Source organism: Jannaschia faecimaris (assembly GCF_900107415.1).
Taxonomy (GTDB): domain Bacteria; phylum Pseudomonadota; class Alphaproteobacteria; order Rhodobacterales; family Rhodobacteraceae; genus Jannaschia; species Jannaschia faecimaris.
On the sequence record NZ_FNPX01000014.1, the window covers coordinates 79010 to 103206 of the forward strand.

The window sequence follows — 24197 nt, forward strand, 5'->3', positions numbered from 1 at the left end:
TGTCATTTGCATGGCAGGGCGATACATCCGTTTCAGAAATTACTGAAACGGCGAACATGACACTTACACCGCTCCAACAGGACTTCATTCTGCACTTCGGCGAAATGGGCAGCCGTTGGGGCATGAACCGTACGGTTGGGCAGATCTATGCCCTGCTCTTCCTGTCCAGGGACCCGCTGAACGCCGAGACGATCACCGAGAAACTGCGCGTCAGCCGCTCGAATACGTCGATGGGCCTGAAGGAATTGCAGGCGTGGAACCTGGTTCGCCTGCGCCACATTCCCGGCGATCGGCGCGACTATTTCACCACGCCAGACGACCTTTGGGAGATCGTGCGAACACTGGTCGCGGAGCGGCGTAAGCGAGAGGTGGACCCCACTTTGACCAAGCTTCGCGAGATCGAACTGAGCGGCCCACAGGGTGATCCCTACGCCGAGGCGCGGATCGCGGAATTGCGCGAGATGATTGAAATGATGACGCAATTCCACGACGAGATGAACCGTTTGGAAACCGAGCGGTTGGTGCAACTGATGACGATGGGCCGAAAGCTGGGCGGAATGCTCGAAAAGGCCCCCCGCTTGAATCCCTTCCGGAGGACAACGAAATGATGGACACCCTGATACTGAGCCGAATTCAGTTCGCGGCCAACATCTCGTTCCATATCCTGTTTCCCACGATCACCATCGCGCTGGGTTGGTTTCTGCTGTTCTTCAAGCTGCGCTTCCAGTGGACGGGCGACCTCAAGTGGATGGAGGCCTATCGCTTTTGGGTGAAGATTTTCGCCCTGTCGTTCGCGATGGGTGTCGTGTCGGGAATCACCATGTCGTTTCAGTTCGGGACAAATTGGCCGGGTTTCATGGAGACCGTCGGCAACATCGCGGGTCCGCTGCTGGCTTACGAGGTGATGACCGCCTTCTTCCTTGAGGCTGTATTCATCGGTATCATGCTCTTCGGGTTCAGCCGAGTTCCCGGCTGGTTGCACACGACGGCGACCTTCCTCGTCGCGTTCGGCACGACCGTCTCAACGTTCTGGATCATCGTGCTGAATTCCTGGATGCACACGCCCCAAGGCTTCGAGATGATCGACGGTGTGGCCTTTGCGACCAGCTGGTGGGACATCATCTTCAACCCGTCGATGCCGTACCGTCTGGCGCATATGCTGCTGGCGTCGGGTCTCACCGTGTCCTTCCTTATCGCAGGGATATCGGCGTTGCGCTGGCTCTTGGGCGACCGCAAGAAAAGCGTCCGGTCGTCGATGCGCGCCGGGCTTATCTTCGGTGCGATCCTGATCCCTATACAAATATTCGCCGGTGACATGCATGGCCTGAACACTCTGGAGCATCAGCCGCAGAAGGTCGCCGCGATGGAGGGTAATTGGGAAACCGGGCCGAATACGCCGCTGGTCCTGTTTGCCCTGCCGAATGAGGAGACGCGTTCGAACGACTACGAGATCGCGATTCCGGATTTGGCGTCGATCATCCTGACGCACTCCGCCGACGGTGTGGTTCCCGGCCTGAACGATTTCGTGGCCGAGGACGGGACGGTACTGCACCCGCCCGTCGGCAAGGTTTTCTGGTCGTTTCGCGTTATGGTGGCAACGGGCATGGCGATGCTCCTCCTTTCCTGGGGGTCGGTCGCACTGATGGCACGCAAGAATGCTGAAGGCCGCCGCCTGCAGATCGACCGCTTGCCCAAGCTTCTGCTTATCGCGCTTGTGCCGATGGCGCTGTCGGGTTGGGTTGCCACGTTGGCCGGCTGGTATACGACTGAAATCGGGCGCCAACCTTGGCTGGTCCAAGGCGTGATGACGACCGAGATGGCAGTGGCCGATGTGCCCGCGCCGTTGGTTCTTTCGACGCTGCTTGGCTACCTGGCGATCTATGCAGCCCTGCTGCTGGCCTACATCGGGGTGGTCGTCTACCTCGCCGTCAAGGCGCGACATGATGATCCCCTAGACAGTTTGACGCCCTCTTCGGGCGAGGCAGTGGTGGACGTGATCTCGCGCGATAAGCGCGGGGCCGCGATCCCGGCGGAGTAGAGCGCATGGAACTGTTCGGATACGCTGATGAGATCTGGCTGCCCTTCGTCTTTGCGACGCTGATGGGTGTGTCGATCCTGCTTTATGTTATCCTCGACGGCTATGATCTGGGCGTCGGCATCCTGACGCTCTTTGCCGAGGATGACGCGCAGAAGGACATGATGGTCGCGTCGATCGGGCCATTCTGGGACGCGAATGAAACCTGGCTGGTTCTGGCAATCGGGCTTCTGCTGGTGGCGTTCCCGGCAGCGCATGGGTTAATCTTGTCGACACTTTATCTGCCTGTTTTCTTCCTCTTGGTCGGGCTGATCCTGCGTGGCGTCTCGTTCGAGTTTCGGGTGAAGGCGCGCGCCAAGTATAAAAGCTTCTGGAACGGCATGTTTTTCGCGGGATCCCTTCTCGCCACGTTGAGTCAGGGTTTCATGCTGGGCCTCTACGTGATGGGCCTTCAGTTCAACACCGGGACGTTTGTGTTTGCCGTGCTTTGTGCGCTGGCGCTGACGGTGGGTTATGCGTTCATCGGAGCGACATGGCTCATCCTCAAGGGCGAGGCATCGTTGCAGGTGAACGCTGTACGCTGGGCCAAGAACTGCATCTGGGGACTGGTCGTGGGGATTGGTGCGATTTCGGTCGCGACGCCCTTGGTCAGCACGCGCATTTTCGACCGTTGGTTCGTTTGGCCCGACATGCTTTGGCTGTCACCAATGCCGATCCTGTCTCTGGCGCTGTTGGCGCTGCTCTGGCGGTCTTTGGCGCATCTGCCGCAGGAAAACGACCGCTGGGCCTGGGCCCCGTTCGTATCGGCGCTGGGACTGTTCACGTTGGCCTTCCTTGGTCTGGCTTACAGCTTCTATCCCTATGTCGTTCCCGAAAAGCTGACCATCTGGGAGGCGGCGAGCGCGCCGGAAAGCCTTATCATTATCTTGATTGGGGCGTGTGTCGTGGTACCGACCATTCTGGCCTACACGGCGCTGGCCTATTGGGTGTTCCGCGGCAAGGCCAAGGCTCTGCGCTACGATTGACGGACGAACGGGCACGAAAAAGGATCCGGCGTTTCGCAACGCCGGATCCTTGTCGTCTCTCCGGTTGGTTCAGGCGGCCGAAGCGGCGCGCCGGGCCGGATCAGCGGCTTCCACGGGGACCAGCGCCTTGACCAGATCGCGCATGTGCAACAGGCCGATCTGCTGGCCGTTTTCCATGACACGATAGTGCAGGTTCGTGTCGCCCTCGGATATTGAGATGACCGACTCCAGGTTCTGCATCGGGTCGACGTCGCCCGCGATGTTGGTGCCCGGCTGGTCGGTCTTCTCCATGATCGACCGGACGCGCAGAACACGGGCGCGGTTGATGTCGGCAATGAAGTCGATGATGTAATCGTCATTCGGGTTGAGCAAGATATGCTGCGGCTCACCCTGCTGTACGACGGCACCGTCTTTCAGAATGACGAGGTGATCGGCCAGCTTCAGCGCTTCGTCCAGGTCGTGAGTGATGAACACGATGGTCTTGTGCAGTTCGCGCTGAAGCTCAAGCAGCAGGTCCTGCATGTCGGTCCGGATCAGTGGGTCGAGGGCCGAGAAGGCTTCGTCCATCAGCATGATCTCCGAGTCGGATGACAGGGCGCGGGCGATGCCCACACGCTGCTGCATGCCGCCCGAAAGTTGGCCGGGGTAATGCTCCTCGTAGCCCTTGAGCCCGACCCGTTCGAGCCACTTGCGCCCCTCTGTGTCGGCGATCTCGGGCGACTCGCCGCGAACGCGACGCGACATGCCAGCATTTGCCAAAACCGTCTGGTGGGGGAACAGCGCGAACTTCTGGAAAACCATCGACATGGTGTTCTGTCGCAATTCGGCCAAGCGCGCCTCGTTGTAGGCCAGCACGTCCTCGCCGTTAACAATGACCTCCCCCGCCGTCGGATCGATCAGGCGGTTCAGGTGCCGGATCAGGGTTGATTTCCCTGACCCTGACAGACCCATGATGACCGTGATCTCACCTTCGCGGATATCGACGTTTATATCCTGAAGGCCCAGCACATGGCTGTACTGGTCAAGCAGTTCCGGTTTCCCGAGGCCGGCCTTCACGTGCTCCATCATGGCTTCGGGGTTGGTGCCGAAGATCTTGTAAAGATGACGGATCGAAACTTTGATTTCCTTACTCATCAGCGCGCACTCGTATCGATACGGCCAAGAGCGGCCTTGGTGGAGCGGTCCAGAAGGACCGCGAGAAGGACGATGCAGAAGCCGGCCACCAGGCCGACGCCCAGTTCAAGGTTCCGAATACCGGCAAGGACCTTCACGCCCAGACCCGGTGCGGACACCAGTGAGGCGATGACGACCATGGCCAGCGACATCATGATGGTCTGGTTGATGCCCGCCATGATGTTGGGCAACGCCAGCGGCACCTGCACCCCCCAGAGTTTCTGCCGCGAGGACATGCCAAAGGCGTCGGCCGCCTCGATCACGTCCTTGTCCACCAGGCGGATACCAAGGTCGGTCAGGCGGATCACCGGGACGATTGCATAAAGGATGATCGCGATGCCGTAGAGCTTGGACTCGGTCACGGAGAACAGGAAGATGAGCGGAACAAGGTACACGAACGTCGGCAGCGTCTGAAGCATGTCGAGGACTGGAATCGCCATCTTCTGCAAAATGTTAGACCGGGACATCGCGATGCCGATAGGCACGCCTAAAAGAACTGCGATTATTGTACAGACGAAGATGATCGACAGCGTCTTGATCGCGTCGTCGTAGTAATTGATGAACGCCATGAAGAGGAACGAGCAAGCGACCAGCGCGGTCACCCCGACCTTTTTGGTGGCGAACCAGGTTATGATCACCAAAAGCGGGATCATTATGAACCACGGCACGGCCTCGAAACCGACCAGAGCCCAGTCCAGCATCCATGACAGCGGTTGCGTGATCGGGTCCAGAACGACCTTCAGCGGGTCCTTGATGGCCAGGAAACCCTGCTCGACCGATTCAGTCATATCGCGGGAACGGGGGATCGATGCGCAGGACTTGTTGAGCGCATCCAATGACGGAAACGGCGTCTGCATAAGGGGGACGCCCGGATCCGGCGCGCCTTCGACCGGGGCGGTATTGTTCGCCCGTGCCATCAGTTCCGCCATGGTCATGGGGCCGTCTGTCTTGCCCCCGCCGCACCAATCTCCGAGACCGATCGACTCGAACAGTCCGTCATACGTTGCCATGGATTTTCCCCGTTAGTCGTCTGTTTTTATTTTTGGATCGTAAGATTATTCGTATCTGTCGAAACGAGAAACGGGCCCCGGAGGGCCCGTTTCCGAAATATGCTTACTGGAGCAGCGCAGCCAGCTTTTCACTCGCTGCGTCATTGACCCAGTCCTTCCAGGTGTCCTGGTAGGTGGTGAGGAAGTAGACAGCGGCTTCATCGGCCGATGCGTTGTTGTCCTCCTGCCAGGCCAGAACTTCACCCATCTGCGCGTTGGTGAAGCTGACGTTGGTCATCAACTCGGCCAGATCGGGATGACGCTCGACGAAGTCGGTGGTGACGATGGTCTTGACTGGTCCCACGGGGTAGGACGACAGGCCGGCTTCTTCGCAGTCCGGGTCGGCGTTGCAGAGGTGGATTTCTTCATTGTATTCGCCCAAGTCGACCGAAACCATCTCGTACTTGCCCAAAACGGACGTCGGGGCCCAGTAGTAACCGAGCCAAGGCTCCTTTGCCTCGAAAGCGGCGGCGATCGACGTTGCCATCGTTTCGCCTGAACCATGCTTGAATACCTCGAAGCCGTTGCCTTCAAGATCAACCGCGGCCGCCAGCGAGGCGTTCACGTTCATGCAGCCCCAGCCTTCGGGGCACTGGTGAAAGCGGCTGTCGACCAGCTCTGGGTTAGCCAGAAGACCTTCCAGCGTTGCCAGCTCGGGATGCTCGTCGACGACGTACTTGGGAATCCACCAGCCTTCGATACCACCGTCCGAGAGGACGTCGGTAAGTGTGGTGATCGTGCCAGCCTCGGTGAGCTTGTCATAGGACGGCGCACCATTGATCCACAGCTCGGTCACGATATCGGGCTTGCCGGTCTCGGAAACGGAGGCCAAAGCAGGCGTCGTTGAGGACGGAATCTTGGTGACATCGCAGCCGTAGCCTTGCTCCATCAGGAATGCCGAGATGGAGGTCACAATCGCGGCCGAAGCCCAATTCATTTCAGTGATCGACACTTCACCGCAAGCGGCGTGGCCATCGGCCATGGCGGCGCTGGTGAAGCCAGTCGCAGCGGTGGCGGCGAAGGCCGTCGTGATCAAAAAATTCTTCATATTTCCACTTCTCCCTGTGTGGATAACTTGCCTTCTGCCGTCGAACCAACAGGTTCGTTGGACCAACGGCGACATCTTGCAAACCTGAATTTACGTTTCGGGTAGGGCCGCAAAATCGCAAGGCCTGACCGGGAGGTCAACCGGATAGTCGAAAAACGACATTTCCCTGTCGTTTCCGGGGAATACAGGGAGGGCGGCCGCCGGAGAACTGTTCAAAGCGTCGCAATATTCTCGGGGTGGTTACATTGCCGTAACGTAAAGTCAGCGCTGGACGCGCGCACCGGGGCGTGGCGATTCCGGGTAACGACGGGCCCCGAAGGGCCCGCTGGAGAGTTGCTTCAATTACTGGAGCAGCGCGGCCAGATTTTCGCGCGCCGCGTCGTTGACCCATTCCTGCCAGACGTCGGAATAGGTGGTCAGGAAGTAAACCGAGGCTTCCTGGACCGAGGCGCTGTTATCATCCTGCCAGGCGAGGACCTCGCCCATCTGGTCATTGGTGAATCGCACGTTGTTGAGCAATTCGGTCAGGTCCGGGTGCTCTTCCTGAAAGGTCGTGGTGACCACCGTCTTGACGGGCACGACAGGGTAGGAGGTCACGCCAATTTCTTCGCAGTTCGGGTCGGAGTTACAGTCAAATGTCTCTTGGTCGAACGGGCCGAGGTCGACCTGCGTCATGTCGTACTTGCCCATAATGCTCGTCGGCTCCCAGTAGTATCCGAGCCACGGTTCCCCGTTCTCTACGGCGGAGGCCATGGACGTGGCGAGTGTCTCGCCCGAGCCGTGCTGGAAGACTTCGATGCCGGCCTCCTCGAACCCCGCGGCGCGGGCGTAGGCAGTCGTGGTGTTCTTGCAGGCCCAACCATCGGGGCAGCTGTGCAGCCGACCCCCGATCAGTTCTGGATTGGCCAGGACGCCCTCCACCGTCGCCAGCTCAGGATGCTCCTCGACCAGGTATGTCGGAACGTAGAAGCCCTGAACCCCGCCATCCGAGAGGACATCGGCGAGCGTCACGATAGCGCCAGCGGCCGAAAGCTCGTCGTAGCCGGGATTACCGTTGGTCCAGACCTCGGTGACGATGTCGGGCGACCCGGTCTCGGCGACGGAAACCATCGCGGGCGTGGTGGCCGAGGGAATGGCGCTCACGTCGCAACCATAACCCTGCTCCATCAGGAACTTTGCGACATTTGTGACGATGGCGGCCGAGGCCCAGTCCATCTCGGTGATTGAAACCTCGCCGCAGGCGGCGTGGCCGTCGGCAAGGGCGGGGCCTGCGAAACTGGTCGCGGCGGTTGCGGCAAAGGCAGTTGTCGTAAGAAATTTCTTCATGGGTCCACATTTCCTTGATGGGTGGCCGATGGATCGACCCCGGCGCGGCTCCGCCGATCCAAGGTGAACCGACCCCCGCCGCACGGTTGAGCAATCGAAGCTGACAAGCCCGGAGGCAGCCGTCAACCGGAAGGACGTGACACCGCGACCACTGGTCACGCCATGCCGGTCAGGTGGAGATTGTTCAGATGACGACGTCCACGCCGGGCAGGTTGAGCGAACGGATTAGATCCCGTACTTCCTGCCGGGCGGCCACGTTGCTCAGGTTCAGGTTTGCGATCCCGATGTCCTTGAGGTCCAGCAAGGTCATCCCGCGGGGGAAAAGCTCCCGGAAGATGACCCGCTCGGTGAAGCCGGGGGCCACACGGAAGCCGATGCGCTTGGACAGGTCTTCCAGCGCCTGGCCCATCTTACGCTTGTTGTGCATCTCCTGCGCGCCAAGACGGTTACGCAATACGATCCAGTCAATCGGCTTCAGGCCTGCTTTCGCGCGCAGTTGCCGGGCGTGCCAGACCATCTCGGAGTAAACCGATGGGCCCATGATCTTGCCTGTGTCCGGGTCGATCCGGGCCAGCAGGTCGAAATCCACGAAACTATCGTTCAACGGCGTGACCAACGTGTCGGCGAGGCTGTGCGCGACCTGGCTCAGGCGGGTATGACTTCCGGGGCAGTCGATGACGATGAAATCGACCTTCTCCTCCAGTCCCGCCACGGCCATGGACAAGGATTTGTCAAAGGGGTTTTCCCCTTCGGCCAGATCTGCCCGGTCGACCTTGGGCAGGCCCATAACCTCTGGCGTCGGCAGTGTTACACCGTGTCGCGCGCCGTAATCGACCCGATTTTCAAGGTACCGCGTGAATGTCCGTTGCCGCAGGTCAAGGTCCAGGACCCCCACGTTCAAACCATTGCGCACCAGTGCCGTCGCCGTGTGCATGCACGTGGTCGACTTGCCCGATCCGCCCTTTTCATTGCCGAAGACGATGATGTGCGCCATTGGCCCGACCCCTGTCTGTCCTTGCCCGTTCGTCGGGCCTTACCCCTGTCTTAAGGTGTGTTTTCACGGTTGCCCAGAAAGTGCGAATCGGTTCGTGGGGAAAAAGCTGTAGCGTTGCCAAAAAAGCCGCGGCCCGCGAATGTGGGGAAGCGAACGACCGGGCTTCCGTGCTCGCAAACGAAAAACGCCGCCCCGGAGGGCGGCGCTTTGATCAACAGGCTCGGTCGTGGCTCAGAAGCCCAGACCGGCGTACTTGTTCTTGAACTTCGACACGCGGCCACCGGTGTCCATCAGACGCGACGTGCCGCCGGTCCATGCTGGGTGGACCGAGGGATCGATGTCGAGCGACAGTTGGTCGCCCTCGGCTCCCCAGGTCGACTTCATCTGAACGACAGTGCCATCGACCAGTTTGACGTCGATGGAATGGTAGTCGGGATGCAGGTCCTTCTTCATCACAACTCTCCTTAGCTTGCTTTGGGGGCGCGGTAGTTGGTCTGCTCGACGATGCGAGCCGACTTACCACGACGGGTGCGCAGGAAATACAACTTCGAGCGACGGACGCGGCCACGGCGCACGACGGTGATGCTGTCGATGTTGGTCGAGTGCAGGGGGAACACACGCTCCACGCCCTCACCAAAGGAGATCTTGCGAACCGTGAACGCGCCGGCGATGCCGGATCCGTTCTTGCGGCTGATGCAGACGCCTTCGTAATTCTGAACGCGCGTGCGCGTGCCTTCGGTCACTTTGAAGCCGACGCGAATCGTGTCGCCAGCCTTGAAGTCCGGAATGTCGTTGCCGAGTGCGGCAATTTGCTCCGCCTCGATCTGTGCGATCAGGTCCATTGGACCCTCCTATGATACGACGCGGTTTGCCCGCGGATGATGTCCTGCACCTTTGCGGCGCGGCTGTTCTTTATTAGAAACGCAGAGCGCCCCGGTGAAACGGGGCGATACGCTTGGCGCGGCGATACATCGAAGTGCCCGTCGGTGCAAGACCCGGGAGGCTGCGCCTCAATCCTTCCGGCGATACAAATTCCAAAGGTCTGGCCGCCGTTCGCGCGTCAGAGCCTCGGACTGTTCGCGCCGCCATTCCGCGACCTTGCCATGGTTTCCCGATGTCAAAACCTCGGGGATGATGCGCCCCATCCACTCGGCGGGTTTGGTGTATTGCGGATGTTCGAGAAGCCCGTTGGAGAAGCTTTCCTCTTCGGTCGAAGCCATGTTCCCGATCACGCCGGGAAGCAGGCGGACCGTCGCATCCAATAGGGCCTGCGCCGCGATTTCCCCGCCAGTCAGGACGAAATCACCAAGGCTCACCTCGGTCATGTCAAAATGGTCCAGGACCCGCTGATCGACGCCCTCGAACCGGCCGCAAAGCAGCGTTACACCGGGTCCGGCGGCCAGTTTTTGCGCCATGCTCTGGTCAAAGGGCCGACCGCGCGGGCTCAGGTAGATCATCGGACCGGGGCCGCGCGCATCTTGCAGCGCTGCGGCAACCACGTCGGGCCGCAGGACCAGCCCGGCTCCACCACCGGCGGGCGTGTCGTCGACTTTGCGGTGCTTGCCTTCGCCATAGCGGCGCAGGTCTGTCGTTCGCAAAGACCAAAGCCCTTTGTCCAAGGCGGTTCCCGTCAGGCTGTGGCCAAGAACGCCCGGAAACGCCTCCGGGAAAAGCGTTACGACATTGGCTTGCCAGGATGTCGGACTGACCTGCGCCTCGTCCATCAGGTCACGCGGCTGCAACGAGGCGCGGATCGACTTCTGGCCGTGGGATCTGGTCGGAGCGGACATGCCCGTCCCTTAGCGAAGGGACGGGCGCGGGGGAAGGTGCTTCAGGCGGCGAAGACGCCGAGCAGACCGAGGATGCCCAAGACGAGTGCAGGGACCACGAGGATCGTAGCCCCCGACAGGGCGACGCCCGAGAACTGACCGAGGCCAAGAAACGCCGCGATGGCGGCGGCAACGATGAGGATGATGATTCTCTGTAGCATTTCGAGTTTCCTGCAGGTTGGTCACGGCCAAAGCGCCGCGGGTCTCGAAGCAGTTTCCTTGGACATGAACGAAGTATGACTTGCCCGAATTCCGTGGAATCAATCGATGGGCGGCATCTCTTCGTCGTCGCTTTCGTCGCCGGGCAGCAGGCCACGAGGCGGGTCGACGACGATGCGCCCCGCAGTCAGGTCGACCGTAGGCACGATTGCGCGGGTAAAGGGGATCAGGACGGGTGTACCGCCGATCCGCACTTCCAGAATGTCACCGGCACCGTGATCATGCACCGCGTGAACACAGCCCAGCGTCTCGCCGCCGGTGTCCACCGCGGTCAGGCCGATCAGATCGGAATGGTAAAATTCATCGTCGGGCAGGGCGGGCAGGGCGTCGCGGTGCGCCCAGAGACGTTGACCCTTCAGGGCGTCAGCCGCCTCCTTGTGTGGGACGCCTGACAGGCGAACGGCATAGCCGCCCTTGATCGGGCGGATCACGGTCAGCTTGGCCGTGGTGCCATTGTCGAATGTGACGGGGCCATAGTCGCCGATGGCGCTGGGGTCGGCGCAGAAGCTCTTGACCCGCGCTTCGCCGCGCACGCCGTAACTTCCCATGACGGCTCCAAGGCAGACGTGATCTTTCATGACGTTTCCACAACGAAAATGAAGGCTACGGCGCTGACTGCGGCGCTGGCAAGAATGCCGGCACCCATCCAGCGCAGCCAAGGGACGCGCGGCTGGATCATGGCAACGAATGCGCCGGTCAGAACCAGGCTGCCGATCGCCAGAAGCGGTATGAAGACATGGGCGGGCATCGTGTGGCTGTCGGACATGAAACGGACGGACCGATGTGGCCCGCCCGGATGCCGGTCTTACTCGGCGGTTTCTTCGGCGGCGGCCTCTTCGGCCGGGGCTTCTTCCGGAGCCGGAGCGTTCTTGGCTTCCTCGGCGGCGGCGGCGGCGGCTTCAGCCTTCTCGGCCTTTTCCTTGGCTCGGTCTTGTGCGGCCTTGCCGGGCTCGCCCTTCTTCAGGTTTGCGCGCTCCTTCTTGGGCAGCACGTCAGCCGCTTCCAGGAAGCGCGACACGCGGTCGGTCGGCTTGGCACCCTGATCCAGCCAGTACTGCACGCGCTCCATGTTCATCTTCACGCGATCTTCCGAGTCCTTCGGGAGCAGCGGGTTATAGGTGCCCAGCTTCTCGATGAAGCGGCCGTCGCGGGCCATGCGGCTGTCGGCGGCGACGATGGAGTAGTGCGGGCGCTTCTTGGAGCCGCCGCGGGCGAGGCGAATTTTCATGGCCATGATATATAGTCCTTCGGTTTGAGTGTCTTACGATTGATGTTGTTTATGGTGCTGGATGACTTCCTCGATGATGAAGGCGAGGAATTTCTTGGCGAAGTCGGGATCGAGCCCGGCTTCTACGGCGAGCTTTTCAAGGCGCGCGATCTGGTTGGCTTCCCGGTTGGGATCGGAGGGCGGAAGGTCGTGCTCCGCCTTGAGGACGCCCACCGCCTGCGTATGCGAAAACCGCTCGGCCAAGGTGTAGACGAGCACCGCATCAAGGCGGTCGATGCTGGCGCGGTGATCGGCCAGCAAGGCGGCGGCGCGGGTGACGGGGTCGCTCATGCTGCACCTTCCTGCATCTGGTGCCAGAGCAGGACGCGCCCGCCATGGCCGGACACCCGTAGGGCTTCACCCGGGCAGGAAAGCGCGGCGACCCGCAGTATAGCAGGGTTTGCGACGGCAACGATGATCACAGGCCCAGCTCCTCTGGCGATGTGCCATCGAACAGCGGGCGGGTGAATGAGCGGTCGTAGCGGCGGATGCAGTTGGCTTTCTTGGCAAACTCATAGGCCCGCAGGCAATCCGCGTCCTTCCACATGTCTGCGCGATACGCCTCATAGGCGGCCAGCGACGGGAAGGAGAAGTGACAATAGGCTATGTCATTCGGCCCCTCGTGCGGCATGTGGTAGCCGTGGTGCGTGCCGCCCATCGCCGGGATTTTCCCGAGCCAGAACTTGGCATAGGTCTCGAACTCCGACAGCTTGTCGGGGTCGATTTCGTATCTAACGGTGCAGGTGATCATGCGGCGATCTCCTGCGGGGCGGGGTGGCGCCAGATCTTGAGCTCACCGAATTTCGGATGTTGGAAAGCGCCGTCGCGCCGCGCGCCCATACGTTCGGCCAAGGCGATCGAAGCCTTGTTCTCGCCGTCGATGGAAGAAATGAGGGTGGTCATACCGCCCGGACCATAGGCCCAGTCGCGGGCCGCACGGGCCGCTTCGATACCGTATCCCTGGCCATTGGCCCACAGCATCCAGCCGATCTCGGGTTCGGGCCAGTCTAGCGGGTGATGCAGGCCGATAAGGCCGATGGCCGCGTCGTCACCCTTGCGGGTCACGATCCAACGCCCGAAGCCGCGAAACGCCCAGTGTCCGACCACACCGGCAAGGTAGCGCCAGGCTTCCCAACCGGCCTGCGGACCGCCGACGTAGCGGGCTGCATCCGACGCGTAGAATTCGGCGAACGGCGTCACATCCTCGGCCCGCGGCGCACGCAGGGTCAGGCGCTCGGTCGCGAGCGTGGGGATATGAAAGCTCCCGTCGGTCATTTCTTGCCGCCAAAGCCCTTGGGCAGGGTCATGCCGCCGGGCATGCCCGGCATCCCCTTCATGGAGCCGAGTTGCTTGGACGCGGCCTCGAGCGCCGCGGGGTCCATCTGCGACGGATCGGGCATCCCGCCGCCCTTGCCGCCCATCATGGCCATTGCTTTCTTGAGCATACCGCCCTTGCCCATCTTCTTCATCATGTCGGCCATCTGGCGGTGCATCTTCAGAAGCTGGTTCAACTCCTGCACTTCCAGACCGGCCCCCTTGGCAATTCGCTTCTTCCGACTGGCCTGAAGCAGGGCGGGCTGGGCACGCTCCCGCTTGGTCATCGAGTCGATCAGGGCGATCTGGCGCTTGAGGACGTTGTCGTCGAGACCGGCCTTGTCCATCTGCTTGGCCATCTTGCCCATGCCGGGCATCATGCCCATCACGCCTTCCATGCCGCCCATCTTCTGCATCTGCGTGAGCTGACCTTTGAGGTCGTTCATGTTGAACAGACCTTTCTGGAAGCGCTTCATCATGCGCTCCTGGGCCTCGACCTCCATGACTTCCTGGGCCTTCTCGACCAGGGCGACGATATCGCCCATGCCCAGAATGCGACCGGCGATCCGGTCGGGCTCAAAGGTCTCCAATGCGTCCATCTTCTCGCCCAGACCGACGTAGCGAATGGGCTTGCCGGTGACGGCGCGCATGGACAGGGCGGCACCACCGCGTCCGTCGCCATCCATTCTTGTAAGGACGACGCCGGTGACGCCAACCTTGGCATCGAATTCCTGCGCGACCTCCACCGCGACCTGACCCGTCAGGCCATCGACCACCAACAGTGTCTCGCGCGGTTGAACGGCGGCGTGGACGGCGGCGACTTCGTCCATCAGGACCTGGTCGATCTGAAGGCGACCGGCAGTGTCGAGCATGTAGACATCATAACCGCCCAAGCTGGCCTGTTGCTTGGCCCGCTTGGCTATGTCCACCGGGCGCTGACCCGGCACGATGGGCAGGGTATCAACGCCGATTTGACCGCCCAGAATGGCCAGCTGCTCCATCGCGGCCGGGCGGTTCACGTCGAGCGAGGCCATCAGCACGCGTTTGCCGTCCCGCTCTTTCAACCGCTTGGCCAGCTTGCCGGTCGTGGTCGTCTTGCCCGACCCCTGAAGGCCGACCATCAGGATCGGCGCGGGCGGATTGTCGATCTTCAGCGGCGCGATACCGTCTTCGCCAGCCAGAACGAGTTTCAACTCGTCATGGACGATCTTGATGACCTGCTGGCCCGGCGTGATCGACTTGGTGACGGCGGCACCGGTGGCCTTGGTGGTGACGCGTTTGACGAAATCGCGCGCGACCTCCAGCGAGACGTCCGCCTCTAGCAGTGCCACGCGGACTTCGCGCATGGCGGTGCGGACGTCATCCTCGGACAGGGCACCCTGCTTTGTCAGGCGGTCGAAGACGCCGCCAAGGCGGTCTGACAGGCTCTCGAACATGGGCCACTCTCCTTGTTGCTGGCACCCATATGGGGGCCAACGGCGAATACATGAACGCCCCCGCGGGCGTACAACGCTGGCGGAGGGCGATCCCCGACCGAGCCGGGGACCGGAAGGCACATGCTTCCGGGTTCGATTGGGCCGATACGGATTGTGCGGCACGGAGTCAAGTTGCAGGGCGGGCGCATCCCGACTAGCGGCTGGCCATCAGCCACGCGGAGCAATGACCATGCAAACGATCTATAGCGACCTGCAACAGCTGGGCGGCAAGACCGAGCTGCCCGACAGCCCCGAGACAGCCATGCTGGAGCGTGTGCAGAACCCGCAGGCGGATATCGATTACTGCGTGCGCTTCACCGCGCCCGAATTCACCTCTCTTTGCCCGATGACAGGGCAGCCGGACTTCGCGCATCTGGTAATCGACTACGTGCCCGGTGACTGGCTGGTGGAGTCGAAGTCGCTCAAGCTGTTTCTTGGCAGTTTCCGCAATCACGGCGCGTTTCACGAGGATTGCACGATCTCGATCGCGCGGCGTCTGGCAGATGAGTTGAGCCCCCGGTGGTTGCGCATCGGGGGCTATTGGTATCCGCGGGGCGGCATACCGATCGACGTCTTCTGGCAGACCGGTGCCATACCCGAAGGCGTCTGGATCCCCGATCAGGGCGTGCCGCCGTACCGCGGGCGGGGCTGAGCCGGGTCAGGTGTTTTCAGCGACGTATTCGGCAGCGTAGTCGGAATACATCCGGTCGCCGTCTGGGATGCCCATGTCACGGTTGGCCATCTCCTGCTGTGCGTATCCGATATGATCGACCGCGTTGCCGTAGTTCCCGACGCGGGCGTCATATTCCGCTTTGCGATCGCCGTAATACGCCATCAGGTCGGCATCGGACATGTTGGGATAGACGTCGTTCAGCATCGCCTGGCGATGCGCCTCATTGTGGTCGGGGCCAAGTATGGCAGCGGTGCTCATGTCGGTAATTCCGCTGACGGCGTCGTCGAAGAAGGTGAATTCCACGCTCGTGTCAGCGAGAGTCTGTCCCATGTCGCTGGAGATATCCTCCACTCCGCCGGACACCACGGCCATCACGGCAAGGCCAAGGCCCACAAGGCCGGCGGTCAATACGACCCAGTCAACCGTCACCGCACCGAATTCGTCATCGATAAAATCGATCTGCATGGGTTCTCGCCTGCTCTACAATTTGCGTTAACCATTTTTTACAACAAATTACGGGAGGATACGGATCGAAAATGAGATGTTCGGGGCCGAAACGCAGCCCCGAATAGCCGGGTCACGCAGCCAGCTTATCGATTTCAGCCTTGGCGTCGTTGAAAGAGTCTTCGCCGCGCGCGGCCTGTGCGTCAGCGGCGACGAAGGTCACGTCGGAGATGCCGATGAAGTTCAGCACCTGACGCAGATATGCGTCGCGAAATCGACCGGAGAACCGACGGGTACGCCGCCGGAGGCGACGGCGACGATGGCGCGCTTGCCTTCCAGCAGGCCGATTGGGCCGTTTTCGGCGTACTTGAAGGTGACACCTGCGCGGCAGATAAGGTCGATCCAAGCCTTAAGGCTGCCGGGAACGCTGAAGTTGTAGATCGGTAGCCCAATCAGCAGCGTATCGGCGGCCTTGAGTTCGGCAATCAGGGCGTCTGACTGCGCCAGCGCGGCCTCTTGCTCTGCGGTACGTTGATCGCTGGGCGTGAAGTTGGACGCGACCCAACTGCCGGTGATCTGGGGCAGCGCCTTGCCGCCGACATCGCGGCGCGTGACCGTCCCGTCGAGGCGCGCCTCGAGACGGTCGAGAAGATCGCGCGGAACGGAACCCTCGCTGCGGGCGGAGCTGTCGATGCGGAGTATGTTGGGCATGGTGCATTCAGAAATGGACATATCCAAAAAGCACAAAATCCCAATAATTGCAGGGCTTCTGTGCTAATTTGCGGAGATGTGGGGCGTCTTTAGAGACGCGTGAACATGGCTTTGGGCTCGGCGAGCAAATGTCCCAATCACGACAGACCTTTACCAGCCTGCTTACAAGACCGACATCACGACGGGACGCGCCCACAAGAACCGTCCAGTCGACCGTTACCGAGCCACTGGTGACATGATCGCGCAGATGATAGCCTCATCCCGTAAGATACGTGGAGTGACGCACAGATGGCCTTCAATGACTGGGACGAGGTCCGCACCGCCTTTCAGGTTGCCCGGCTGGGCACGGTTTCGGGGGCTGCGCAGGCGCTGGGCGTGCACCACGCCACCGTCATCCGACACATCGACAGCCTGGAGGGCAAGCTGGGCTCCAAGCTGTTTCAGCGACACGCCCGCGGCTACACGCCGACCGAAGCCGGGAATGACCTGCTGAAGGTCGCGCAATCGACCGACGATCAGCTGGCGCAGCTTGCCAACCGTATTAAGGGCCGTGGCAACGAGGTGACGGGTGAGTTGATCATCACCTCCATTGCCGTGCTGGCCCCGCTGCTGTCGCCCGCGTTGGCCGCCTTCCGCGAGGAGCATCCAGAGCTGACCATCAAGTTTCTGACCGATGAACGCCTTTTCCGTCTGGAATACGGTGAGGCACATGTGGCCATCCGCGCGGGTAACCCGCCGGATCAGCCCGACAATGTCGTGCAGAAGTTCTATCATCAGGAGTTCGGCCTGTACGCATCGAAAGACTACCTCTCGCGCAAAGGACACCCCGAAAGTCTTGAGAACGTGGGGGACCACGTTTTCATAGGGTCCGCCGATGAATCGCCACGTGCACCGTTTTTTGAGTGGCTGCAAAAGAACATCCCTGACGATAACATCGGTTACAAGGTAAACCAGATCACCGCCATACGCCCGGCCATAATGGCCGGTCTGGGGATCGGGTTTTCGACCACTTGGGCCGAGGCCGGCTGCGACGAGACCGAGATCGTCTTCGCCCCTCGCCCCGAATGGAACAGCCAGCTCTGGCTCGTGACCCACGTGGACCTGCATCGGACTGCCAAGGTGCAGACCTTTCTGACATTCATCAAGGACTGGGCCAAGCGCTGGCCCGTATCGGAGTCCTAGGATTGTCGCCCGCGCGGCAGGGTCATGCCGCGATGCTCTTGTTCTCGGCGGTTGTGGCGGGGTCATTCCCGCTGGGGGCGGCGGCGGCGAACGATATCTCACCGTTGGCGCTCAATGCTGTGCGTTTCTTTGTGGCGGCTGCGGTGATCGGGGCGATCCTGGTGTCGCGGGGCCAGATGAGCCGGACAGCCTTTGTCGCGCCCTGGCGGTTTTTGCTGCTGGGAGGAGTGCTGTCGATCTATTTTGTGCTGATGTTCGAGGGGCTCAAGACTGCCGCACCGGTCAGCGCCGCTGCGGTTTTCACGCTGACGCCCATCGTGACGGCGGGGATCGGGTGGGTACTGCTGCGACAGCCGACGACGCCGCGCATCGCGCTCGCGCTGACACTTGGGGCGTTCGGCGCGCTCTGGGTCATCTTCGATGCCGACTTCGAGGCGTTCCTGCGGTTCGAGATCGGCCGTGGCGAGGCGATCTACTTCTTTGGCTGTGTTGCCCATGCCTTCTACACACCGTTGGTCCGGTGGGTGAATCGCGGGGAGAGCGCGCTGATATCTACGTTCGGGACCTTGATGGCGGGGGGCTGCGTGATTGGAGTGGTCGGCGCGGGTGAGATCGCCGCAACCGACTGGACGGCTCTGCCGGCGCGGGTCTGGGTAGCGATTTTCTACACCGCCGTCTTTGCGTCCGCCGGGACCTTCACCCTATTGCAGTTTTCGGTTCTGCGGCTGCCGTCGTCCAAGGTGATGGCCTATACCTATCTGGTACCCGCCTGGGTCACGGTCTGGGGCGTTGGGCTGGGCGGGTCGGTCCCGCCCGCTATCATCCTCATCGGCGTCGGTTTGACGGTATTGGCGCTTCTGTTGCTGTTGAAGGACGATTCGGAACAGATTTCGGCATGATTTTGCCGCGCGAGCGCCAGATTCTTTTGCATTTCTATCTAAAATTGAAACCGCCAAGGAGGCGGACTGGTGAATTCCTGCATGAATCTGCCCTTCTGGGGCGCGTTTTGTATTGGCGATATGACTGTAGATATCGCCGGATATTCCTTGAACCTGTTGCACCCCGGCGTGGCCGTATCGCTCATCTTGGCGTTGGTTTTGTGTACGTTCATCTTCAAAAGCCCGACCTGATTTTTGACAAGCTCGTTGCGCCGGTTCAATCGGTTCGGCGTGCAGTCTATCGGCGATTTCACCATCCTTGGGATTCAGCCAGATCCACAGCGCGCCACGCTTGCCGCAGCGCGGGTGATCTTCACCTGATGCCCGATTGATCCGATGCGTTTACGATTTGGATCGTCAACAATCAGGGTTGTGCAATGGTGCCGCTCATGTGCCGCAAACCAAAGTTCCCACTTCGCGAGACATCCAATCTTTCGAAAATAACTTGTTTTGCGAGATATCAAAAATCGGCGGCGGCTAACTTTTACATTTTTCAAGCAAAGAATACGCATCATAAATTTAACTAAATAAAAAACCGCAGAGATGGAAAAATAAAAAGGCCGCTCAAGAGAGCGGCCTTTCCTGTCGAATTTCAATAGCGTGGTGGCGTTACGCGGGAATTTTTGAAGGGGCGGATCGAAGCATCGAAGTAACGTCGGCAGGCCGATACAGATTCATGCCGATCTGGGATTCCGAATACGCCGGTCGAACCCGATACCGGCGGAGCATTCGCTCGACTGTTCTGCGATCGGTCTCCAACTGGTTCGCGATGTCGCCCGACTTCACGTGGTCATCCCGAAATTGGCGGAGATCTTCGAGCATCACACGCCGGATCACATGATGCTCCGTTCGGCCGAGTATTGACGTCGAGGGCAGTATCGCACCCTCATCTTCATCGATGAGGGCCCAAACCGCTTGGGCCGGGATGCCGATCTTCGCTGCCGCTTGCGAGGGCGAGACGCCGGGAAGGATTTCCCGAATGACTTGGCCCACCTCGGCCGGTTCGACATGGATGGCGGCGTAGCCCCCGATCCCATTGAGTTCGGCCACGTTGGAGAGGAAATCCCCGAGGATCAGGTGAACGAGATCAACGCACGGCACCTTCACCTTCTTGGCAGCCTTTGAGATCGGCACCAGCCCCTACGTAATTTCATCGACGGGTCGAGCGCCTGCCCTCAGAGCTGTGAGAATCGCAAGAGACGCGACGCTGCGGAGACGCTGTTCGGGCAAGCGTTCTCCGTGAATCCGTTCTCCGGGTGCTACTGCCACAGTTTGAAAAATATGCTCTCGGACGATGCGCTTGATGTCCCCAGGCTCCTTGGCCGTCTTGTTCGAGCCCAGCCACTCGTAGAGACGCCCGAAGACATTCCGATGCATCGGCCGCTTGCCTATGGCACGGAACGCGTCCTGAACGCGATGCAAAGCCTCGTGAATGCCGGCCTCACCGCGAGAACAATCAGTCTAGCACAAGACAAGCGCCGGAACTCTAATATCCCTGACTTGCTGGCCTTTTGAAAACGTTGCACCCTTCAGACGTCCCGTTGCCCTCGATTTCGAGGCATGCAGATCGACGGGTAGTTTTCATAACAAGATCGATGCAAGGCCTTTGGGCCATGATTGGAGCAGCCGCGGTGGCGGCGATTACAACGGATGCCGCGGCGCAAATCTATTCCCTCCCTGACGGTCGAGTCGTTACCCCCTTAGAGACGTTTCGCGAATGCGACGTCTGCCCCGAGATGGTTGCTCTGCCTCAGGAACCATTCACAATGGGCACGCAGCCGTGGGAATCCGTCCTCGTTTCCCTGCGGCGTATGCCGTCGGGGGAGCGGCGGGGCAACGACTTCGAGGGACCTGTCCACCGCGTCGAAATGGATCTCATCCTTGCAATGGGGCGCAACGAAATCACCTATGATGAATGGATGGCCTGCGTGGAGGCGGATGGCTGCGATCATACTCCTCCAACCGAGATCGACTATGCTGACAGTCCGGTAGACGTTTCCGGGCGGCCTCCGGTCCTGAACGTGTCTTATATCGATATCCTTGAGTACGCCGCATGGCTCAACGCTCGCGTCGGTGCGCAGGTCTATCGATTACCCACCGAAGCCGAATGGGAGTTTGCCGCCCGCGCAGGCACGACTACGCCCTTTGCACAGGGCGACCGCTTGACGCCTGCGCAGGCGGCTTACTCGGGGCGGCCACGGCACGCTCCGAGGACCGCCCCGAGCCGGCTCGGAACGGCCCAGGCCCTCGCGAACGCCCGGTCGCCGTTGACGCACTCGACGCGGCGAACGGTTGGGGCTTGCGTCACATGTCGGGCAACGCTTCCGAGCAGACCATGTCCTGCTGGGCCGACCGCCATCTGGTGTTGCCCACGGCGTCGACCTACCTTGCCGATGCCCGTGCCGCGCGGTCCTGCCGCCGCGTCGTAAAGGGCAGCACCTTCGATGCGAATATGTTCCTGACCCGACCGGGCGGGCGAGGATCGGGCCGGGAAGAATCTCGGTCGAGATTAGCCGGATTCAGGCTTGTTCGAGAAATGAAAGAGGGGAGCGATCATGAGTAGCTTTGGAGATCGCGGCGATGGTGCGCGAGGTCCGTATCTAGGGGTCGATGAGTCGGTCAGTTTGGAGATTGGCGGTGCCTCCTTCGGCATGCAGATCACCGGCAGTGGGAGCGGAAACACCGCCCAAGGTACCCTCGGGGTCGATTTGGGTGACCTCGGCTCAGTCGGGGTTGTCACGGATTACGATGCCAATGGCTTCGTTTAACGTACAGGACTAGAATTGTCAGGCGACGTTGCCGCAGAACTCGGGGACCTTTCTGTCGACCTTGTGCAGGTGACGATCAATGCCGACAAGATCTCGTTCGAAAGCGATATCGTAGGTGACGTGGATGTCAGTCGAGACGACATCACGTCGGGCCGGTTCGCTGACGAACTTGCACGGCGTTCTGTCGATCCCGCAACCGTCGCAGCTCTCGAATCCGTTCTCCTCTCGAGACACTCGACGCCCTCGGCGGCGACGCAAGCAATCTCGATATTGGTGAATTTTTAGAAACGCAGGGCGACGGCTTCCTGCCAGCGAAGTTCGTTGATCCCTCGGGTATCGAGATCACAGTGGGGAGACGGGGCTTGGACGAACTTGTCGTGACCGATCCGAGCGGCGGAGGGTCAGGGGGGCTTATTGGCGGGCCCGGTTTTACCGGCACGTGGATTGTGTTCACTCGAGAGGGCAATTCATTCGCCCCCTCACCTGCCGACCTGATTGCGGAGTTGCTCGCGGACAATAGTGGTAGCGACCATTTACACATAATCAATGAGTTGGCAGGCTACAGCATCGTGGAGAGCTATCCTGTCACGGCTGCGGGGCGAATCTCAAATGGAACGGACATCGGGGATGCGCAGGCGCTCGACGGCGGCACCATTCAGTTCTCGGGGGGCGGCAGCAACGATATCGCTTTTGCGACTCTCGGTTCCGGCGGAGCCTTGGCTGGCGGCGGTGGGGATGACATTCTTTCGGGTGCTTTGCAGGATGACGAACTCTCGGGCGGCGATCGCGACGACACTGTCACCAGCGGAGGGGGCGACGACCTAGTGGATGGCGGTGCAGGCGCTGACGTTCTGCTCGGTGGCTTGGGCAATGGCGTCTTTATGGGCGGTGCGGGCGACGGCGATCTTTTCGGCGGCGCGGGCAATGACACGCTCAATGGTGGAGAGGGGCACGATTTCCTTTTCGGCGGTGCTGGCGATGATAGCTTTGTTTTCAGATCGGTATTCGGAAACGACATCATCTTCGATCTGTCGGTGATCGACGGTGACGTGATCGATCTGATCGCGATCGAAGGGCTAACCTCGATAGGCCAGCTCTTGCTGGAAGAGGTCGATGGAAATTCAATCCTCGCCGGATCCGGTACGGCGACTTTCATCCCCCTCGACCTCGATCAAGACGGCGTCGCCGACGACGATCAGTCGATCACGGTACTCGGAACCACGGCGTCCGAACTGACGATTGATGCCTTCAATTTCGCCATCAACACCACGCCAGCCGTTCCGACACAAGTCGGAACGGCTGGCGATGACAACATCGCAGGGACGAACAATGACGACGTGATCCACGGCGGCACCGGGAATGATACAATCGTTGGAAACCTCGGCGATGACCACATCATCTACTCGGGTGGCGATGACTTCATAGGCCGGTCCAACCGTGGAAACGACACACTCGACCTGTCTGCCTATGCTGCTACCGATGTGACGTTCTCGATTGCCGGCCATGATGTTCTTATCGAAACCCCCGACGGAACCATCGAGCTGGAATATCAGGTTCGCTACGAGCTGGGGAACGCGCAATCGAACATCAAGGAGATCGTTTTCGCCGATGGAACCCTCGACGCGGCAGGCATTCAGGGCAGGGCGCTGGCCGACCAGGGTACGGTCGGGGACGATTTCGTTACGGGCAGCTACCAGGATGACACGATCATTTCCGGCCTGGGTGACGACACCATTCGAAGCAACAGCGGCGATGATCTTATCGTCTATGAGGGTGGAAACGACTTCGTCCATCGGTAAACGGCGATTTCGATACGCTCGATCTGTCGAGCTATGCCGCGTCCGATGTGTCGTTTTCGGTCAGCGGGCACAATGTCATCGTTACGACACCCGACGGCACGGTCGAGTTGGACTACCAAGTGCGGTACGGGATCGGAAACACCCGCTCGAACATCGAGGAGATCATCTTCTCGGACGGAACGCTCGACGAAGCGGGTATCCATGGCCGCGCGATCTCCGATCAGGGAACGGCCGGCGACGATGCGGTCACGGGCAGTTATCAGAACGATACGATAGAAGCTGGATTGGGCGATGATACGATCAGGGCCCACAGCGGCGACGACTTCGTCTTCTATGGCGGTGGTAACGATGTCATCCATCGGAGCAACGCCGGGTTCGATACGTTGGACTTATCGGGGTACCAGGCGGCGGAGGTCTCGTTCTCGGTGGATGGGCACGATGTGCTGATCCAGACGGCCGACGGAACGATAGAGCTCGACTACCAGGTGCGTTATGATCTGGGCGACAGCCGGCTGAACATCGAGGAGATCGTCTTCGCGGATGCCACGCTCGACGAGATCGGCATTCGCGATCGGGTCGAGGTCGACGCGCTTCTGGTCTGATTGGAAAAGACGGGAATGGCCCGGGATGCCAAAGAGTGCGCCGGGCCGTATCGAGCGCCGAACTCGGTCAATATATTACATCACGCGACTTAAATGCACATCACAGGGACACTTGGTCACCCATCAAAACCCCTCCAAGAACATGCCTTTCTGAAGGTCTGCTTCTGGAAGGCTGCACCGCAGCACAAACGCTTCATACGAATGGCCGCTAAGGGCCGGAAGCGTTCTGATTAGCCCCTAGTTTCCTAGACGCCTTCCTGGTTCACGTTGCGCTGTGTGTTTTCGAAGTCGACGGGTGACAGCATCCCGTTTCTGACATGTTTGCG

At 60.6% G+C, this 24197-nt stretch carries 31 protein-coding genes and 2 pseudogenes; 13 read left to right on the forward strand and 20 right to left on the reverse strand.

All coding sequences use genetic code 11. The features are described from left to right. Positions 1–56: 56 nt before the first annotated feature. The 3 genes from BLV27_RS14115 to BLV27_RS14125 are packed head-to-tail and all read left to right on the forward strand — an operon-like array spanning position 57 to position 3060. A complete protein-coding gene (locus tag BLV27_RS14115; protein WP_092647096.1) occupies positions 57–608 on the forward strand; it encodes a GbsR/MarR family transcriptional regulator in 552 nt (183 codons plus the stop codon). After that, positions 605–2038: a cytochrome ubiquinol oxidase subunit I gene (locus BLV27_RS14120; protein WP_244504675.1), complete on the forward strand. Its 1434-nt coding sequence runs from the start codon at positions 605–607 to the stop codon at positions 2036–2038. The genes BLV27_RS14115 and BLV27_RS14120 overlap by 4 nt, the downstream gene beginning before the upstream one ends. Positions 2039–2043: 5 nt before the next feature. Beyond that, a complete protein-coding gene (locus BLV27_RS14125) occupies positions 2044–3060 on the forward strand; it encodes a cytochrome d ubiquinol oxidase subunit II (RefSeq protein WP_092647098.1) in 1017 nt (338 codons plus the stop codon). Between the two features lie 69 nt (positions 3061–3129). Here BLV27_RS14125 and BLV27_RS14130 read toward each other — a convergent pair whose 3' ends face one another. From BLV27_RS14130 to ffh, 17 genes are all read right to left on the reverse strand, one after another. Next, positions 3130–4194: a quaternary amine ABC transporter ATP-binding protein gene (locus tag BLV27_RS14130; protein WP_092647100.1), complete on the reverse strand. Its 1065-nt coding sequence runs from the start codon at positions 4192–4194 to the stop codon at positions 3130–3132. Beyond that, positions 4194–5243 carry an ABC transporter permease gene (locus BLV27_RS14135; RefSeq protein ID WP_092647102.1) on the reverse strand — a complete coding sequence of 350 codons (1050 nt, stop codon included), beginning with the start codon at positions 5241–5243 and terminating at the stop codon, positions 4194–4196. The genes BLV27_RS14130 and BLV27_RS14135 overlap by 1 nt, the downstream gene beginning before the upstream one ends. A 103-nt stretch (positions 5244–5346) precedes the next feature. Next, complete coding sequence (locus BLV27_RS14140; protein WP_092647104.1) at positions 5347–6330, reverse strand: ABC transporter substrate-binding protein; 984 nt, start codon at positions 6328–6330, stop codon at positions 5347–5349. Positions 6331–6672: 342 nt separating this feature from the next. Next, entirely contained in the window at positions 6673–7656 is a 984-nt protein-coding gene (locus BLV27_RS14145) for a glycine betaine ABC transporter substrate-binding protein (protein ID WP_092647106.1), read from the reverse strand. 184 nt (positions 7657–7840) lie between these two features. Continuing rightward, positions 7841–8650: a division plane positioning ATPase MipZ gene (locus tag BLV27_RS14150; protein ID WP_092647108.1), complete on the reverse strand. Its 810-nt coding sequence runs from the start codon at positions 8648–8650 to the stop codon at positions 7841–7843. A 231-nt stretch (positions 8651–8881) separates the two neighbouring features. Continuing rightward, positions 8882–9103, reverse strand: coding sequence for a 50S ribosomal protein L31 (rpmE, locus tag BLV27_RS14155; RefSeq protein ID WP_092647110.1), 222 nt, complete (start codon positions 9101–9103; stop codon positions 8882–8884). An 11-nt stretch (positions 9104–9114) separates the two neighbouring features. Further along, complete coding sequence (gene rplS, locus BLV27_RS14160; protein ID WP_092647112.1) at positions 9115–9492, reverse strand: 50S ribosomal protein L19; 378 nt, start codon at positions 9490–9492, stop codon at positions 9115–9117. A 168-nt stretch (positions 9493–9660) separates the two neighbouring features. Beyond that, on the reverse strand, positions 9661–10440 hold the full coding sequence (gene trmD, locus BLV27_RS14165; protein ID WP_092647114.1) for a tRNA (guanosine(37)-N1)-methyltransferase TrmD: 780 nt from the start codon (positions 10438–10440) through the stop codon (positions 9661–9663). A 41-nt stretch (positions 10441–10481) separates the two neighbouring features. Beyond that, positions 10482–10640 (reverse strand): DUF1328 domain-containing protein, encoded by a 159-nt coding sequence (locus BLV27_RS14170; protein WP_092647116.1) that lies wholly within the window; start codon positions 10638–10640, stop codon positions 10482–10484. A gap of 99 nt (positions 10641–10739) precedes the next feature. Further along, positions 10740–11276, reverse strand: a complete 537-nt coding sequence (gene rimM, locus BLV27_RS14175; RefSeq protein ID WP_092647118.1) for a ribosome maturation factor RimM — start codon at positions 11274–11276, stop codon at positions 10740–10742. Then, on the reverse strand, positions 11273–11464 hold the full coding sequence (locus BLV27_RS14180) for a hypothetical protein (RefSeq protein WP_092647120.1): 192 nt from the start codon (positions 11462–11464) through the stop codon (positions 11273–11275). The genes rimM and BLV27_RS14180 overlap by 4 nt, the downstream gene beginning before the upstream one ends. 39 nt (positions 11465–11503) lie before the next feature. Then, positions 11504–11932: a 30S ribosomal protein S16 gene (gene rpsP / locus BLV27_RS14185; RefSeq protein WP_092647122.1), complete on the reverse strand. Its 429-nt coding sequence runs from the start codon at positions 11930–11932 to the stop codon at positions 11504–11506. Positions 11933–11959: 27 nt separating this feature from the next. Further along, complete coding sequence (locus BLV27_RS14190) at positions 11960–12256, reverse strand: chorismate mutase (RefSeq protein WP_092647124.1); 297 nt, start codon at positions 12254–12256, stop codon at positions 11960–11962. Then, the gene (locus BLV27_RS20050; RefSeq protein ID WP_280140307.1) at positions 12253–12387 is read right to left on the reverse strand and encodes a hypothetical protein; all 135 of its coding nucleotides are present in this window, start codon (positions 12385–12387) and stop codon (positions 12253–12255) included. Before BLV27_RS20050 ends, BLV27_RS14190 begins: the two co-directional genes overlap by 4 nt. Then, on the reverse strand, positions 12384–12716 hold the full coding sequence (locus BLV27_RS14195; RefSeq protein WP_092647126.1) for an NIPSNAP family protein: 333 nt from the start codon (positions 12714–12716) through the stop codon (positions 12384–12386). The genes BLV27_RS20050 and BLV27_RS14195 overlap by 4 nt, the downstream gene beginning before the upstream one ends. Beyond that, on the reverse strand, positions 12713–13240 hold the full coding sequence (locus BLV27_RS14200) for a GNAT family N-acetyltransferase (protein WP_092647128.1): 528 nt from the start codon (positions 13238–13240) through the stop codon (positions 12713–12715). The genes BLV27_RS14195 and BLV27_RS14200 overlap by 4 nt, the downstream gene beginning before the upstream one ends. Continuing rightward, entirely contained in the window at positions 13237–14715 is a 1479-nt protein-coding gene (gene ffh / locus BLV27_RS14205) for a signal recognition particle protein (RefSeq protein WP_092647130.1), read from the reverse strand. The genes BLV27_RS14200 and ffh overlap by 4 nt, the downstream gene beginning before the upstream one ends. Before the next feature lie 229 nt (positions 14716–14944). Between ffh and queF the strand changes: the two genes are divergently transcribed. Then, on the forward strand, positions 14945–15406 hold the full coding sequence (gene queF, locus BLV27_RS14210; protein WP_244504676.1) for a preQ(1) synthase: 462 nt from the start codon (positions 14945–14947) through the stop codon (positions 15404–15406). 6 nt (positions 15407–15412) lie between these two features. Here queF and BLV27_RS14215 read toward each other — a convergent pair whose 3' ends face one another. Continuing rightward, positions 15413–15892 carry a hypothetical protein gene (locus BLV27_RS14215; protein WP_092647134.1) on the reverse strand — a complete coding sequence of 160 codons (480 nt, stop codon included), beginning with the start codon at positions 15890–15892 and terminating at the stop codon, positions 15413–15415. Between the two features lie 112 nt (positions 15893–16004). Next, a pseudogene (locus BLV27_RS14220) lies at positions 16005–16582 on the reverse strand (FMN-dependent NADH-azoreductase). Between the two features lie 288 nt (positions 16583–16870). On the opposite strand from BLV27_RS14220, the gene BLV27_RS14225 reads away from it, so the two are divergent. The 3 genes from BLV27_RS14225 (at position 16871) to BLV27_RS19405 (ending at position 18894) form a co-directional block, all read left to right on the forward strand. Further along, positions 16871–17764 carry a LysR family transcriptional regulator gene (locus BLV27_RS14225; RefSeq protein ID WP_092647136.1) on the forward strand — a complete coding sequence of 298 codons (894 nt, stop codon included), beginning with the start codon at positions 16871–16873 and terminating at the stop codon, positions 17762–17764. Positions 17765–17766: 2 nt separating this feature from the next. Next, complete coding sequence (locus BLV27_RS14230; RefSeq protein WP_170831465.1) at positions 17767–18663, forward strand: DMT family transporter; 897 nt, start codon at positions 17767–17769, stop codon at positions 18661–18663. A gap of 81 nt (positions 18664–18744) precedes the next feature. Next, positions 18745–18894, forward strand: a complete 150-nt coding sequence (locus tag BLV27_RS19405) for a hypothetical protein (RefSeq protein ID WP_170831466.1) — start codon at positions 18745–18747, stop codon at positions 18892–18894. A 74-nt stretch (positions 18895–18968) separates the two neighbouring features. Here the strand turns inward: BLV27_RS19405 and BLV27_RS19160 are convergent, their stop codons facing one another. After that, positions 18969–19298: a hypothetical protein gene (locus tag BLV27_RS19160; protein ID WP_139176663.1), complete on the reverse strand. Its 330-nt coding sequence runs from the start codon at positions 19296–19298 to the stop codon at positions 18969–18971. Between the two features lie 388 nt (positions 19299–19686). Here BLV27_RS19160 and BLV27_RS19410 point away from each other — a divergent pair, with 388 nt between their 5' ends. From BLV27_RS19410 to BLV27_RS14270, 6 genes and pseudogenes are all read left to right on the forward strand, one after another. Next, positions 19687–19827, forward strand: coding sequence for a hypothetical protein (locus BLV27_RS19410; RefSeq protein WP_170831467.1), 141 nt, complete (start codon positions 19687–19689; stop codon positions 19825–19827). Positions 19828–20438: 611 nt separating this feature from the next. Continuing rightward, positions 20439–20909: pseudogene (locus BLV27_RS20225) on the forward strand (formylglycine-generating enzyme family protein); the annotation flags it as partial. Positions 20910–21010: 101 nt separating this feature from the next. Further along, positions 21011–21265, forward strand: a complete 255-nt coding sequence (locus BLV27_RS20230) for an SUMF1/EgtB/PvdO family nonheme iron enzyme (protein ID WP_425283660.1) — start codon at positions 21011–21013, stop codon at positions 21263–21265. After that, positions 21258–21470 carry a hypothetical protein gene (locus tag BLV27_RS14255; RefSeq protein ID WP_092647144.1) on the forward strand — a complete coding sequence of 71 codons (213 nt, stop codon included), beginning with the start codon at positions 21258–21260 and terminating at the stop codon, positions 21468–21470. Before BLV27_RS20230 ends, BLV27_RS14255 begins: the two co-directional genes overlap by 8 nt. Before the next feature lie 362 nt (positions 21471–21832). Then, a complete protein-coding gene (locus BLV27_RS14265; RefSeq protein ID WP_139176667.1) occupies positions 21833–23269 on the forward strand; it encodes a calcium-binding protein in 1437 nt (478 codons plus the stop codon). Positions 23270–23316: 47 nt separating this feature from the next. Beyond that, a complete protein-coding gene (locus BLV27_RS14270) occupies positions 23317–23871 on the forward strand; it encodes a hypothetical protein (protein WP_092647150.1) in 555 nt (184 codons plus the stop codon). Positions 23872–24197: the final 326 nt, after the last annotated feature.

Bases quoted from the DNA above. Each gene is read 5' to 3' on its own strand.
- BLV27_RS14115 (WP_092647096.1), top strand. From the start codon at position 57: ATGACACTTACACCGCTCCAACAGGACTTCATTCTGCACTTCGGCGAA.
- BLV27_RS14120 (WP_244504675.1), top strand. From the start codon at position 605: ATGATGGACACCCTGATACTGAGCCGAATTCAGTTCGCGGCCAACATC.
- BLV27_RS14125 (WP_092647098.1), top strand. From the start codon at position 2,044: ATGGAACTGTTCGGATACGCTGATGAGATCTGGCTGCCCTTCGTCTTT.
- BLV27_RS14130 (WP_092647100.1), bottom strand. From the start codon at position 4,194: ATGAGTAAGGAAATCAAAGTTTCGATCCGTCATCTTTACAAGATCTTC.
- BLV27_RS14135 (WP_092647102.1), bottom strand. From the start codon at position 5,243: ATGGCAACGTATGACGGACTGTTCGAGTCGATCGGTCTCGGAGATTGG.
- BLV27_RS14140 (WP_092647104.1), bottom strand. From the start codon at position 6,330: ATGAAGAATTTTTTGATCACGACGGCCTTCGCCGCCACCGCTGCGACT.
- BLV27_RS14145 (WP_092647106.1), bottom strand. From the start codon at position 7,656: ATGAAGAAATTTCTTACGACAACTGCCTTTGCCGCAACCGCCGCGACC.
- BLV27_RS14150 (WP_092647108.1), bottom strand. From the start codon at position 8,650: ATGGCGCACATCATCGTCTTCGGCAATGAAAAGGGCGGATCGGGCAAG.
- rpmE (WP_092647110.1), bottom strand. From the start codon at position 9,103: ATGAAGAAGGACCTGCATCCCGACTACCATTCCATCGACGTCAAACTG.
- rplS (WP_092647112.1), bottom strand. From the start codon at position 9,492: ATGGACCTGATCGCACAGATCGAGGCGGAGCAAATTGCCGCACTCGGC.
- trmD (WP_092647114.1), bottom strand. From the start codon at position 10,440: ATGTCCGCTCCGACCAGATCCCACGGCCAGAAGTCGATCCGCGCCTCG.
- BLV27_RS14170 (WP_092647116.1), bottom strand. From the start codon at position 10,640: ATGCTACAGAGAATCATCATCCTCATCGTTGCCGCCGCCATCGCGGCG.
- rimM (WP_092647118.1), bottom strand. From the start codon at position 11,276: ATGAAAGATCACGTCTGCCTTGGAGCCGTCATGGGAAGTTACGGCGTG.
- BLV27_RS14180 (WP_092647120.1), bottom strand. From the start codon at position 11,464: ATGTCCGACAGCCACACGATGCCCGCCCATGTCTTCATACCGCTTCTG.
- rpsP (WP_092647122.1), bottom strand. From the start codon at position 11,932: ATGGCCATGAAAATTCGCCTCGCCCGCGGCGGCTCCAAGAAGCGCCCG.
- BLV27_RS14190 (WP_092647124.1), bottom strand. From the start codon at position 12,256: ATGAGCGACCCCGTCACCCGCGCCGCCGCCTTGCTGGCCGATCACCGC.
- BLV27_RS14195 (WP_092647126.1), bottom strand. From the start codon at position 12,716: ATGATCACCTGCACCGTTAGATACGAAATCGACCCCGACAAGCTGTCG.
- BLV27_RS14200 (WP_092647128.1), bottom strand. From the start codon at position 13,240: ATGACCGACGGGAGCTTTCATATCCCCACGCTCGCGACCGAGCGCCTG.
- ffh (WP_092647130.1), bottom strand. From the start codon at position 14,715: ATGTTCGAGAGCCTGTCAGACCGCCTTGGCGGCGTCTTCGACCGCCTG.
- queF (WP_244504676.1), top strand. From the start codon at position 14,945: ATGCAAACGATCTATAGCGACCTGCAACAGCTGGGCGGCAAGACCGAG.
- BLV27_RS14215 (WP_092647134.1), bottom strand. From the start codon at position 15,892: ATGCAGATCGATTTTATCGATGACGAATTCGGTGCGGTGACGGTTGAC.
- BLV27_RS14225 (WP_092647136.1), top strand. From the start codon at position 16,871: ATGGCCTTCAATGACTGGGACGAGGTCCGCACCGCCTTTCAGGTTGCC.
- BLV27_RS19405 (WP_170831466.1), top strand. From the start codon at position 18,745: ATGAATCTGCCCTTCTGGGGCGCGTTTTGTATTGGCGATATGACTGTA.
- BLV27_RS20230 (WP_425283660.1), top strand. From the start codon at position 21,011: ATGTCGGGCAACGCTTCCGAGCAGACCATGTCCTGCTGGGCCGACCGC.
- BLV27_RS14255 (WP_092647144.1), top strand. From the start codon at position 21,258: ATGAGTAGCTTTGGAGATCGCGGCGATGGTGCGCGAGGTCCGTATCTA.